Here is a 12683-nt window from a genome sequence, read left to right as displayed (position 1 = left end):
CCTGTTTTTCCCCTAAAGTTTTCCGTCCCAGAGGCGATACAAAAGGTATTCGCAACCTTTTTTTCGCTGCAATGAGGTAAGACATGAACCCGATGTTGGCCCTTCGGCAATACCAGAAAGTCAATGGCGCGGCGCAGACCTCCGAGGCCAGCCCCCATCGTCTGGTGCAAATGCTGATGCAGGGCGGCCTGGACCGTATCGCTCAGGCCAAGGGCGCGATGGCGCGCAACGATGTTGCCCAGCGGGGCGAGCTGATCGGCAAGGCCATCGGTATCGTCGGTGGCCTGCGTGAAGGCCTTGACCTGGATAACCACGGCGACACCCTGGCCGAACTCGACAGCCTGTATACCTACATGAGCCGTCGCCTGGTCGAAGCCAACGCCAAGAACGACCCCGCCATCCTCGACGAAGTCGCGCGCCTGCTGATCACGGTCAAGGAAGGCTGGGACCAGGTTGGCGATCCAGCGCAAGCGCTGTAGGAGAATGCCATGAGCGTGGTGCTCGAGCGTATCGAACAGACCCGCCAGGCGCTGCTGGCCGCACTGGCCAGTCGTGACTGGGAAGCGATCGGCGACCTGGATATCGAGTGCCGGTTGTGTGTCGATGACGTGATGGCCGAGGCCTCGGTCAACGAGGCGGCCTTGCGCGTTGCGCTAGAGGAGTTGCTGGCGGTCTATCGGCAACTGATCGGGGTGGCCACGGATGAGCGTCAGTCGATAGTCGACGAGATGATGCAGATCCGTCAGGCGAAGAGTGCTTCAAAGGTATACCATCTGTTCAGCTGACGCTGAACATCAAGAAGCTTGCGCCATAAATTTGACTGTGTGCTGTTTTTTGACTTAACTAGTGTCTGTATTCCAGTTTCAGTCGTCGGAACACTGAGCGTTCTGTCAGTTCTGTCAGATTGATGTCGAGCAAGCCCCGCGGGCGCGAGATGACTAGGGAAGTTGCGATTGCATGTGGCGTGAAACCAAGATTCTGCTGATCGATGACGACACAGCCCGCCGCCGCGATCTGGCGGTGGTGCTGAATTTTCTCGGTGAAGAAAACCTGTCCTGTTCCAGCCACGACTGGCAACAGGCGGTCGAGCCTCTCTCGTCGAGTCGCGAGGTGCTCTGTGTCCTGGTTGGGGCGGTGAACGCACCGGCGAACCTGTTGGGCTTGTTAAAGACAGTGGCTGGGTGGGATGAGTTCCTTCCGGTTCTGCTTTTAGGTGAAATTTCTTCGGCCGAGCTGCCTGACGAGTTGCGTCGGCGCGTGTTGTCCAACCTGGAAATGCCGCCTAGCTACAGCAAGCTGCTCGATTCCCTGCACCGTGCCCAGGTCTATCGCGAGATGTATGACCAGGCCCGCGAGCGTGGCCGGCAGCGCGAACCGAATCTGTTCCGCAGCCTGGTGGGTACCAGCCGCGCCATCCAGCATGTGCGCCAGATGATGCAGCAGGTGGCCGACACCGACGCCAGCGTGCTGATCCTCGGCGAATCCGGCACCGGCAAGGAAGTGGTCGCCCGCAACCTGCACTACCATTCCAAGCGCCGCGAGGCGCCATTCGTGCCGGTCAACTGCGGCGCGATCCCGGCGGAACTGCTCGAAAGCGAGCTGTTCGGCCACGAGAAGGGCGCGTTCACCGGCGCCATCACCAGCCGTGCCGGGCGCTTCGAGCTGGCCAACGGCGGCACCTTGTTCCTCGACGAGATCGGCGACATGCCGCTGCCCATGCAGGTCAAGCTGCTGCGCGTGTTGCAGGAGCGCACGTTCGAGCGGGTCGGCAGCAACAAGACCCAGAGCATCGATGTGCGGATCATCGCCGCGACCCACAAGAACCTCGAGAACATGATCGAGGAAGGCACCTTCCGCGAAGACCTCTACTATCGGCTCAATGTGTTCCCCATCGAGATGGCGCCCCTGCGCGAGCGGGTCGAGGACATCCCGTTGCTGATGAACGAGCTGATCTCGCGGATGGAACACGAGAAGCGCGGCTCGATCCGCTTCAACTCCGCCGCCATCATGTCGTTGTGCCGGCATGCCTGGCCGGGCAACGTGCGCGAGCTGGCCAACCTGGTCGAGCGCATGGCGATCATGCACCCCTATGGGGTGATCGGCGTGGCCGAGCTGCCGAAGAAATTCCGCTATGTCGACGATGAGGACGAGCAGCTGGTCGACAGCCTGCGCTCGGACCTCGAAGAGCGCGTGGCCATCAACGGGCATACGCAGAATTTTGCCTCCCATGCCATGCTGCCGCCTGAGGGCCTGGACCTGAAGGACTACCTCGGGGGACTGGAGCAGGGGTTGATTCAGCAGGCGCTGGACGATGCCAATGGCATTGTGGCGCGGGCCGCCGAGCGCCTGCGCATTCGCCGTACCACCCTGGTGGAGAAGATGCGCAAGTACGGCATGAGCCGTCGCGATGGCGAGGAGCAGGCGGAGGATTGACGCCTGCCTAGTGCCAGTCGGGCCACGGAGGGCCCAGCAATACCGCGAACCTTCCTTGTGCAAATCGTCGCAAAGCCCCGTCAGCTCCGGCCTCCACCTTCCTCTCCAGGTAATTCCCAGGCGCTGATCGCGCTGGCGGCACGTCTATTGCTATATCGCTGGCAATACACCGTTTTATGACGGTCAGCCACACGAGAGAGCACGATGCCCCAGGCCGCCCCTATTTCCCGACTTCCCGCCTTGCAGGCGCGTACCCCGGTCGAGCAGGAAAGCCGGCCGGACCTTGCGCACGCCTTCGCCTTGTTCAACCAGGTGTCCAGCCAGCTGAGCGAGTCGTACGGCATGCTCGAGGCGCGGGTCAGCGAGCTCAAGGGCGAGCTGGCCCTGGTCAGTGCGCAGCGTATCGCCGAGCTGGGCGAGAAGGAGCGGCTGGCCAATCGCTTGCAAAACCTGCTTGACCTGCTGCCCGGTGGTGTCATCGTGCTCGACGCCCAGGGTTATGTGCGCGAGGCCAATCCCGCGGCGCGCGAATTGCTGGGCGAGCCGCTGGAGGGCGAGCTGTGGCGTCATGTGATCGCCCGCAGCTTCGCGCCGCGTGACGACGACGGCCATGAGGTGTCGCTGCGCGATGGCCGGCGCCTGTCGATCGCCACGCGCTCGCTGGATGCCGAACCCGGCCAGCTGGTGCTGCTCAACGACCTGACCGAGACCCGCCGCCTGCAGGACCAGCTGGCGCGCCATGAGCGGCTGTCGTCGCTGGGCCGCATGGTTGCCTCGCTGGCGCATCAGATCCGCACGCCGCTGTCGGCCGCCATGCTCTACGCCAGCCACCTGGCCGACCCCGAGCAGACGCTGCCAGTGGAGACCCGCCTGCGTTTTGCCGGCAATCTCAAGGAACGCCTGCATGAGCTGGAGCACCAGGTGCGCGACATGCTGGTGTTTGCCCGTGGCGAACTGCCGCTTGGTGACCGCCTGACCCCCAAGGCGCTGTTCCAGGCCCTGCAGCACGCCGCCCAGCCCCACGTGCAGGGGCATGCGGTGCGCTGGCAGTGCGACTGCCAGCTGGGCGAGTTGCTGTGCAATCGCGACACCCTGGTCGGTGCCATGCTCAACCTGATCGACAACGCCTTGCAGGCAAGCCCCGAGCCCGCGCGCCTGAAGGTGCACCTGTACCGGCGTGAGCAGAACCTGCACCTGTGCATCAGCGACGCTGGCAGTGGTATCCCGGCTGATCTGCTGGCGCGCCTGGGCGAACCTTTCCTGACCACCAAGGCCACCGGCACCGGGCTCGGCCTGGCGGTGGCCAAGGCCGTCACGCGTGCCCATCAGGGCAGCCTGCAACTGCGTTCGCGCGTGGGCCGTGGCACTTGTGTGCGGGTGACCTTGCCCCTGATCGCCGCCCCGGCTGGGCAGGCACTGTGATGGCGCTGAAAGTATTGCTGGTCGAGGACGACCGCGTGCTGCGCGAGGCCTTGGGCGACACGCTGGAGATCGGCGGTTTTGCCTACCGCGCGGTCAGCTGCGCCGAAGATGCCCTGCGCGCGGTCGAGTCCGAGGCCTTCAGCCTGGTGGTCAGCGATGTGAACATGCCCGGCATGGACGGGCACGCGCTGCTCGCCCGCTTGCGACAAGGCCACCCGCAGCTGCCGGTGTTGCTGATGACCGCCCACGCCGCCGTCGAGCGCGCCGTCGAGGCCATGCGCCAGGGCGCCGTTGACTACCTGGTCAAGCCGTTCGAGCCCAAGGCCCTGCTGGCGCTGGTCGGCCGGCATGCCGCGGGCCGCCTGCCGGCGAGCGATGACGATGGCCCGGTGGCCAGCGAGCCCGCCAGCCGGCAGCTGCTGGAGCTGGCCGCGCGAGTGGCGCGCAGCGATTCGACCGTGCTGATCTCGGGTGAGTCGGGCACCGGCAAGGAAGTGCTGGCGCGCTACATCCACCAGCAATCGCCGCGCGCGGGCCAGCCCTTCGTGGCGATCAACTGCGCCGCCATTCCCGACAACATGCTCGAGGCCACGCTGTTCGGCCACGAGAAGGGCGCCTTCACCGGCGCCATCGCCGCCCAGGCGGGCAAGTTCGAGCAGGCCAACGGCGGCACCTTGCTGCTCGACGAGATCTCCGAAATGCCTTTGGGACTGCAGGCCAAGCTGTTGCGCGTGTTGCAGGAGCGCGAAGTGGAACGGGTCGGTGGGCGCAAGCCGATCGACCTGGATATCCGCGTGCTGGCAACCACCAACCGGGACCTGACCGGTGAAGTGGCCGCGGGGCGTTTTCGTGAAGACCTGTTCTACCGGCTCTCGGTATTCCCGCTGGCCTGGCGGCCCCTGCGCGAGCGCAGCGCCGATATCCTGCCGCTGGCCGAGCGCCTGCTGGCGCGTCATGCGCGCAAGATGAAGCATGTGCAGGTGCGTCTTTCCGACGCGGCGCGCGCCTGCCTGCAGGACCATGCCTGGCCGGGCAATGTGCGCGAGCTGGACAACGCGCTGCAACGCGCGCTGATCCTGCAGCAGGGTGGGGTGATCGAGGCGGCGGATTTCTGTCTGGCCGGCGTCATCCCCTTGTCGCCCTCTGCGCCACAGCCCGAACCCGCCCCCGTGGCGAGCGAGCAGGCCGGTGCGGCCAGTGGCCTGGGCGATGACCTGCGGCGCCATGAATTCCAGATGATCATCGACACCCTGCGCGCCGAGCGGGGCCGGCGCAAGGAGGCGGCCGAGCGACTGGGCATCAGTCCGCGCACCTTGCGCTACAAGCTGGCGCAGATGCGTGACGCCGGCTTCGACGTCGAGGCCAGCCTCTACGGCTGACCCCTCCCGATCCGTTTTTAATATTGCTGTGGGCTGGGCTGGCACTCTTGTTGCTAGTTCCTGCCTAGCCGCTGCGTAGTGTCAAAAAAATGCGGCCCCCATAGAGAAGATTCCATGAGCCAAGGTGTTGAATTCAATCGATTGATGCTGGACATGCGGGCCATGCAAGCCGACGCCATGTCGCTGCCCAAGACTGCCGCCGCGCCCGAGATGGGCTCGAACAGTTTTGCCGACCTGTTCGGCCAGGCCATCAACAAGGTCAGCGACACCCAGCAGGCGGCTTCGCAGCTGGCGAGCGCCTTCGAAATCGGCAAGAGCGGTGTCGACCTCACTGACGTGATGATCGCCTCGCAGAAAGCCACGGTGTCGATGCAGGCGCTGACCCAGGTGCGTAACAAGGTGGTCCAGGCGTACCAAGACATCTTGCAGATGCCGGTTTGAGGACAAAGTAAGTCATGGCCGAAGCAGTCTCCGACAACATGCCCGCGAAGAACAGCCCGTCAGGTGGCAAGCCGCCGCTGTTCGGCATGTCGTTCCTGGAAAACATCTCGCGCATGCCCATGTTGCGTCAGGTTGGCCTGCTGGTCGGCCTGGCCGCGAGCGTGGCCATCGGCTTCGCCGTGGTGCTCTGGTCCCAGCAGCCCGACTACCGGCCGCTGTACGGCAGCCTGTCGGGCATGGACACCAAGCAGATCATGGACACCCTGGCGGCTGCCGACATTCCCTACAACGTTGAGCCCAACTCCGGCGCGCTGCTGGTCAAGGCCGACGACCTGTCGCGTGCGCGCCTCAAGCTGGCCGCCGCCGGCGTGGCGCCGAGCGACGGCAACGTAGGCTTCGAGATCCTCGACAAGGAGCAGGGGCTGGGCACCAGCCAGTTCATGGAGGCGACCCGTTATCGCCGTGGACTGGAAGGCGAGCTGGCGCGCACCGTGTCGAGCCTGAACAACGTCAAGGCCGCGCGCGTGCACCTGGCCATTCCGAAGAGCTCGGTGTTTGTCCGCGATGAGCGCAAACCGAGTGCCTCGGTACTGGTTGAAATGTATGCCGGCCGCTCGCTCGAAGCAGGCCAGGTGGCGGCCATCGTCAATCTGGTTGCCGCCAGCGTGCCCGAGCTCGACAAGTCCCAGGTCACCGTGGTCGACCAGAAGGGCAACCTGCTGTCCGAGCAGATCCAGAACACCGAGCTGACCATGGCCGGCAAGCAGTTCGACTACAGCCGCCGCATGGAAGGCATGCTCACCCAACGTGTGCACAACATCCTGCAGCCTGTACTGGGCAACGACCGCTACAAGGCCGAAGTGTCGGCCGACGTCGACTTCAGCGCCGTCGAGTCGACCTCCGAGCAGTTCAATCCTGACCAGCCCGCGCTGCGCAGCGAACAGTCGGTCGAAGAACAACGCTCCAGCGGCCAGGGCTCGCAAGGCGTGCCGGGTGCCCTGAGCAACCAGCCGCCGGGCCCGGCCAGCGCACCGCAGACCACCGGTGGCACCGCAGGCGCCGCGGGTGCGATCCAGCCAGGCCAGCCGCTGCTCGACGCCAATGGCCAGCAGATCATGGACCCGGCCACCGGCCAGCCGATGCTCGCGCCGTACCCGGCCGACAAGCGTCAGCAGTCGACCAAGAACTTCGAGCTGGACCGCTCCATCAGCCATACCCGCCAGCAGCAGGGTCGTCTGACCCGCCTGTCGGTGGCCGTGGTGGTCGACGATCAGGTCAAGCTCGACGCCGCTTCCGGAGAGGCGACCCGTACCCCGTGGACGGCCGAGGACCTGGCGCGCTTCACCCGCCTGGTCCAGGACGCCGTGGGCTTCGATGCCAGCCGTGGCGACAGTGTCAGCGTGATCAACGTGCCGTTCGCCGCCGACCGTGGCGAGGTGATCGCCGAGATTCCGTTCTACTCGCAGCCGTGGTTCTGGGACATCGTCAAGCAAGCGCTGGGCGTGCTGTTCATCCTGGTGCTGGTGTTCGGCGTGTTGCGCCCGGTGCTCAACAACATTACCGGTGGCGGCAAGCAGGCCGCCGCCAGCGACCGCGACATGGAACTGGGCGGGATGATCGGTCTGGATGGCGAACTGGCCAACGACCGCGTCAGCCTGGGTGGCCCGCAAAGCATTCTGTTGCCTAGCCCGACCGAGGGTTACGAGGCACAGCTGAACGCAATCAAGGGCCTGGTGGCCGAAGACCCGGGCCGCGTGGCCCAGGTCGTCAAAGAGTGGATCAACGCCGATGAGTGATAACCGAGCCGTTACCGCCAAGCTGAGCCGCGTCGACAAGGCGGCCATTCTCCTGCTGTCCCTGGGCGAGACCGATGCAGCCCAGGTGTTGCGGCACATGGGCCCGAAGGAAGTGCAGCGGGTCGGTGTCGCCATGGCGCAGATGGGCACCATCCACCGCGACCAGGTCGAGCAGGTGATGGGCGAGTTCGTCGAGGTCGTCGGTGAGCAGACCAGCCTGGGCGTGGGCTCGGATGGCTACATCCGCAAGATGCTCAACCAGGCCCTGGGCGAGGACAAGGCCAACGGCCTGATCGACCGCATCCTGCTGGGTGGCAACACCAGCGGCCTGGACAGCCTGAAGTGGATGGAGCCGCGTGCCGTGGCCGATGTCATCCGCTTCGAGCACCCGCAGATCCAGGCCATCGTCGTCGCCTACCTCGATCCCGATCAGGCAGGCGAGGTGCTGAGCAACTTCGATCACAAGGTGCGCCTGGACATCATCCTGCGCGTGTCTTCGCTCAATACCGTGCAACCAGCGGCGCTCAAGGAGCTCAACCAGATTCTCGAGAAGCAGTTCTCGGGCAACTCGAATGCCGCGCGAACCACCTTGGGTGGCATCAAGCGGGCGGCCGACATCATGAACTTCCTCGACAGCTCGGTCGAAGGCCAGCTGATGGACTCGATCCGCGAGGTCGACGGCGAACTGTCCGAGCAGATCGAAGACCTGATGTTCGTCTTCAACAACCTGGCCGACGTGGACGATCGCGGCATCCAGGCGCTGCTGCGCGAGGTTTCCTCGGAGGTGCTGGTGGTGGCGCTCAAGGGCGCCGACGAGAAGGTCAAGGACAAGGTGCTGAAGAACATGTCCAAGCGTGCCTCGGAGCTGTTGCGCGACGACCTGGAGGCCAAGGGGCCGGTCCGCGTCAGCGACGTCGAGACCGCGCAGAAGGAAATCCTCACCATCGCCCGCCGCATGGCCGAGGCCGGCGAGATCGTGCTCGGCGGCAAGGGCGGCGAAGAAATGATCTGATCCTCGCGGGAGCGGCTTCGGCCGCTCCTGATAGAGGCGGTGCAGGTTTCGGCTAAACGGTTCAGGAGTAATCCAGCAATATGTCCACCAATCCCCCCAGCGACCTGATCCGCGCCCGTGACCTGGAAGGCCTGGATGTCTGGACGTTGCCCAGCTTCGACCCGCGGCCAGAACCTGTGCCCGAGCCCGAGCCTGAGGTCATCGAGGATGAAATCGAGGAAGTGCCGCTCGAGGAAGTCCAGCCGCTGACCCTCGAAGAACTCGAGCGCATTCGCGAGGAAGCCTACAACGAAGGCTTCGCCACCGGCGAGCGCGAGGGCTTTCACAGCACCCAGCTCAAGGTGCGCCAGGAGGCCGAAGTGGCCCTGGCCGCCAAGCTTGCCAGCCTCGAACAATTGATGGGCCATCTGCTTGAGCCGATCGCCGAGCAGGACACCCAGATCGAAAAGGCCATGGTCACCCTGGTCGCGCACGTCACCCGTCAGGTGATCGGCCGCGAGCTGCGCACCGACTCCAGCCAGATCACCCAGGTGCTGCGCGAGGCCCTCAAGCTGCTGCCGATGGGCGCCGAGAACATCCGTATCCACCTCAACCCCCAGGACTTCGAGCTGGCCAAGGCCCTGCGCGAGCGTCACGAGGAAAACTGGAAGCTGCTCGAAGACGAGGCGCTGCTGCCGGGTGGGTGCCGCATCGAAACGGCCCACAGCCGCATCGACGCCAGCATCGAGACGCGTATCGAGAAGGGCCTGGCGCAGCTGTTCGACCAGATGCATGACCAGGCGCTGCATCCCGCCGCGCCCGACCTGTCGGTCGACCTGGACAGCCACGATGCGCCTTGACCGCACCAGTTTCGCCAAGCGCCTGGGCGCCTACGCCGACGTGGTCGACCTGCCCGCGCAGCCGGTCGTGGAAGGTCGCCTGCTGCGCATGGTCGGCCTCACCCTCGAGGCCGAGGGCTTGCGTGCTGCCGTCGGCAGCCGCTGCGTGGTGATCAACGATGACAGCTACCACCCGGTGCGCGTCGAGGCCGAAGTGATGGGCTTTTCCGCCGGCAAGGTCTTCCTCATGCCGGTCGGCAGCATCGCTGGCATCGCCCCCGGCGCGCGCGTGGTGCCGCTGGACGACAGCAACCGTCTGCCCATGGGCATGAGCATGCTGGGGCGGGTGCTCGACGGCGCCGGCCGCGCGCTGGACGGCAAAGGCGGCATGAAGGCCGAGGACTGGGTGCCGATGGACGGTCCGGTGATCAACCCGCTCAACCGCGACCCGATCAGCCAGCCGCTGGATGTCGGCATTCGCAGCATCAATGGCCTGCTGACCGTCGGCCGTGGCCAGCGCCTGGGCCTGTTCGCCGGTACCGGCGTGGGCAAGTCGGTGCTGCTGGGCATGATGACGCGCTTCACCGAGGCCGAGATCATCGTGGTCGGCCTGATCGGCGAGCGGGGCCGCGAGGTCAAGGAATTCATCGAGCACATCCTGGGCGAGGAAGGCCTGAAGCGTTCGGTGGTGGTGGCCTCGCCGGCCGACGATGCGCCGCTGATGCGCTTGCGCGCGGCCATGTACTGCACGCGCATCGCCGAATACTTTCGCGACAAGGGCAAGAATGTCCTGTTGCTGATGGACTCGCTCACCCGTTTCGCCCAGGCCCAGCGCGAGATCGCCCTGGCGATCGGCGAGCCGCCAGCCACCCGCGGTTATCCGCCTTCGGTGTTCGCCAAGCTGCCCAAGCTGGTCGAGCGCGCTGGCAACGGCGAGAAGGGCGGGGGCTCGATCACCGCGTTCTATACCGTGTTGTCCGAAGGCGACGACCAGCAGGACCCGATCGCCGACTCGGCGCGCGGTGTGCTCGACGGGCACTTCGTGCTGTCGCGGCGGCTGGCCGAGGAAGGGCATTACCCGGCCATCGACATCGAGGCGTCGATCAGCCGGGTCATGCCCCAGGTGGTGAGCCCGGAGCACCTGCGCCAGGCGCAGAAGTTCAAGCAGCTCTGGTCGCGCCTATCGCAAAGCCGCGACCTGATCAGCGTGGGTGCCTACGTGCCCGGCGGCGATGCGGAAACCGACCTGGCCATTGCCCTGCAGCCCAAGCTGGTCGGTTACCTGCGTCAGGCACTGGACGACAACGTCAGCCTGGACCAGAGCCGTGGACAGCTGGCGGGCGTGTTCGCGCCAGCGGCGGGGGGCTGATAGGGCATGGCGGAGCTTAGCCGAGGCGCGCGCCTGGCACCGGTGGTCGACATGGCCGAGGAAGCCGAGCGCAAGGCCGCGCAGCGCCTGGGGCACTTCCAGCAGCAGGTCAACCAGGCGCAGGCCAAGCTGGCCGAGCTCGAGCGGTTTCGCGAGGACTATCAGCAGCAGTGGGTCAACCGCGGCGGTCAGGGCGTCAATGGCAGCTGGCTGCTCAACTACCAACGCTTTCTTGCCCAGCTTGAAACAGCCATGACCCAGCAGCGTCAGAGCCTGGTCTGGCACCAGAACAACCTCAACAATGCCCGCGGCACCTGGCAGCAGGCCTACGCCCGTGTGGAAGGGTTGCGCAAGCTGGTGCAGCGCTATCTCGAAGAAGCGCGCCGCGCCGAGGACAAGCGTGAGCAGCGCCTGCTCGACGAACTGTCCCAGCGCCTGCCACGCCACTCGGTGGAGTGATCCCCGGGCCGCCCGATCCTCGGCCTTGCCTCACTTCGATTTCACTGCTAAACCTTCCCTTCACGCCATCTCTGAAGGGATCACTCGCATGGCCGTCGAATCCGTTTTTTCCCCGGGCAGGAACAGCTTGACGATAACGATCAAGGGCCGTTTCGATTTCGGCAAGCACCAGGAATTCAGACAGGCCTACGAGCGCCAGCAACCACGGCCGGCGCTGGTCATCATCGACCTCAAGGAAGCCACCTACCTGGACAGCTCGGCCCTGGGCATGCTCCTGCTGCTGCGTGACCACATTGGCGGCGATAGGGCCGAGGTGCAGGTGGTCAACACCAGCTCGGATGTGCGCAAGATCCTCGCGATCTCCAATTTCGACAAGCTGTTCGACATCAGTTGAGCCCTGGCATGCCCGACGCCGACGCGCTGCGCATCCTGATCGCCGAGGACGGCGCGGCCGACCGGATGCTGCTGGCGCAGATCGTCCGCCGCCAGGGTCACACCGTGTTCACCGCCAAAGATGGCGCCGAGGCGGTCGCGCTGTTCAAGGAGCAGCGCCCGCAGCTGGTGCTGCTCGACGCCTTGATGCCGGTGATGGACGGGTTCGAGGCCGCCCGCCTGATCAAGGCCCTGGCGGGGGAAGTCCTGGTGCCGATCATCTTTCTCACCTCGCTGAACGAGGAGGCCGGTCTGGTTCGCTGCCTCGAGGCCGGCGGGGACGACTTCATGGCCAAGCCCTACAGTCCGGTGATCCTGGGTGCGCGGATCCGCGCCATGGACCGCTTGCGGCGGCTGCAGGAAACCGTGCTGCGCCAGCGTGACCAGATCGCCCGGCACCACCAGCACCTGCTCAACGAACAGCGCGCCGCCAAGGCGGTGTTCGACAAGGTGGCGCATGCCGGCTGCCTGGCCGCGCCGAACATCCGTTACCTGCAGTCGCCCTACGCGCTGTTCAATGGCGACCTGCTGCTGGCGGCGTTCACCCCGTCGGGCGACATGCAGGTGCTGCTGGGGGACTTCACCGGCCATGGCTTGCCGGCGGCGGTGGGGGCCATGCCCCTGGCCGACATGTTCTACGGCATGACCGCCAAAGGGTTCGGCTTGGGGCAGACCCTGCGTGAGATGAACGCCAAGCTCAAGCGCATCCTGCCGGTCGACATGTTCTGCTGCGCCGTGCTGCTCAAGCTGGACATGCGGCGCGCAACGGTCGAGGTCTGGAATGGCGGGATGCCCGATGGCTATCGGCTGTCGGCCGACGGCAGGCCCTTGGCGACCCTGGTCTCGCGTCACCTGCCCTTGGGCATCCTGCCTCCCGAGCGTTTCGATGCCAGTACCGAGGTGCTGACGCTGCGCGCCGGAGACCGGCTGTTCCTGCTTTCCGACGGGGTGGTCGATACCCCCGATGCGCAGGACCAGCTGTTTGGTGTCGAGCGGTTGCGCGACGTGCTGGCAGCCAACCGCGAGCCGGAGCAGCTGTTCGGCGAGGTGCTGCAAGCGCTGGAGCGCTTTGGCGGCCAGGCACGCGACGATTTCAGCCTGCTGGACGTCGGCCTGCTTGCG

13 protein-coding genes are annotated in these 12683 nt (G+C 65.6%); all 13 read left to right on the top strand.

Annotated elements, in window-relative coordinates; translation table 11 throughout:
• The first annotated feature begins 83 nt into the window (after positions 1-83).
• Positions 84-479 (top strand): flagellar export chaperone FliS, encoded by a 396-nt coding sequence (gene fliS, locus VJS90_RS02345; protein ID WP_324118710.1) that lies wholly within the window; start codon positions 84-86, stop codon positions 477-479.
• A gap of 9 nt (positions 480-488) precedes the next feature.
• Positions 489-785 (top strand): flagellar protein FliT, encoded by a 297-nt coding sequence (gene fliT, locus VJS90_RS02340; RefSeq protein ID WP_324118708.1) that lies wholly within the window; start codon positions 489-491, stop codon positions 783-785.
• A 172-nt stretch (positions 786-957) separates the two neighbouring features.
• Positions 958-2433 (top strand): transcriptional regulator FleQ, encoded by a 1476-nt coding sequence (fleQ, locus tag VJS90_RS02335; protein WP_324118706.1) that lies wholly within the window; start codon positions 958-960, stop codon positions 2431-2433.
• A 204-nt stretch (positions 2434-2637) separates the two neighbouring features.
• Positions 2638-3855, top strand: coding sequence for a sensor histidine kinase (locus VJS90_RS02330; RefSeq protein ID WP_324118704.1), 1218 nt, complete (start codon positions 2638-2640; stop codon positions 3853-3855).
• Complete coding sequence (locus VJS90_RS02325) at positions 3855-5234, top strand: sigma-54 dependent transcriptional regulator (RefSeq protein WP_324118702.1); 1380 nt, start codon at positions 3855-3857, stop codon at positions 5232-5234. Before VJS90_RS02330 ends, VJS90_RS02325 begins: the two co-directional genes overlap by 1 nt.
• A 114-nt stretch (positions 5235-5348) precedes the next feature.
• The gene (gene fliE, locus VJS90_RS02320; protein ID WP_324118700.1) at positions 5349-5675 is read left to right on the top strand and encodes a flagellar hook-basal body complex protein FliE; all 327 of its coding nucleotides are present in this window, start codon (positions 5349-5351) and stop codon (positions 5673-5675) included.
• A gap of 14 nt (positions 5676-5689) precedes the next feature.
• Positions 5690-7471, top strand: coding sequence for a flagellar basal-body MS-ring/collar protein FliF (gene fliF / locus VJS90_RS02315; protein ID WP_324118698.1), 1782 nt, complete (start codon positions 5690-5692; stop codon positions 7469-7471).
• Positions 7464-8483 carry a flagellar motor switch protein FliG gene (gene fliG, locus VJS90_RS02310; RefSeq protein WP_324118696.1) on the top strand — a complete coding sequence of 340 codons (1020 nt, stop codon included), beginning with the start codon at positions 7464-7466 and terminating at the stop codon, positions 8481-8483. Before fliF ends, fliG begins: the two co-directional genes overlap by 8 nt.
• An 80-nt stretch (positions 8484-8563) precedes the next feature.
• A complete protein-coding gene (gene fliH / locus VJS90_RS02305; protein ID WP_324118694.1) occupies positions 8564-9322 on the top strand; it encodes a flagellar assembly protein FliH in 759 nt (252 codons plus the stop codon).
• Complete coding sequence (fliI, locus tag VJS90_RS02300) at positions 9312-10670, top strand: flagellar protein export ATPase FliI (RefSeq protein WP_324118692.1); 1359 nt, start codon at positions 9312-9314, stop codon at positions 10668-10670. The genes fliH and fliI overlap by 11 nt, the downstream gene beginning before the upstream one ends.
• Positions 10671-10676: 6 nt before the next feature.
• A complete protein-coding gene (gene fliJ / locus VJS90_RS02295) occupies positions 10677-11129 on the top strand; it encodes a flagellar export protein FliJ (protein WP_324118690.1) in 453 nt (150 codons plus the stop codon).
• An 88-nt stretch (positions 11130-11217) separates the two neighbouring features.
• Positions 11218-11523, top strand: coding sequence for an STAS domain-containing protein (locus VJS90_RS02290; RefSeq protein ID WP_324118688.1), 306 nt, complete (start codon positions 11218-11220; stop codon positions 11521-11523).
• A gap of 8 nt (positions 11524-11531) precedes the next feature.
• Positions 11532-12683, top strand: a 1152-nt coding sequence (locus tag VJS90_RS02285) for a fused response regulator/phosphatase (RefSeq protein ID WP_324118686.1), incomplete at its 3' end; no start/stop codon positions are given.

This window comes from Pseudomonas sp. (genome assembly GCF_035277045.1).
Taxonomy (GTDB): domain Bacteria; phylum Pseudomonadota; class Gammaproteobacteria; order Pseudomonadales; family Pseudomonadaceae; genus Aquipseudomonas.
This window is presented reverse-complemented; position numbering and strand designations above follow the sequence as displayed.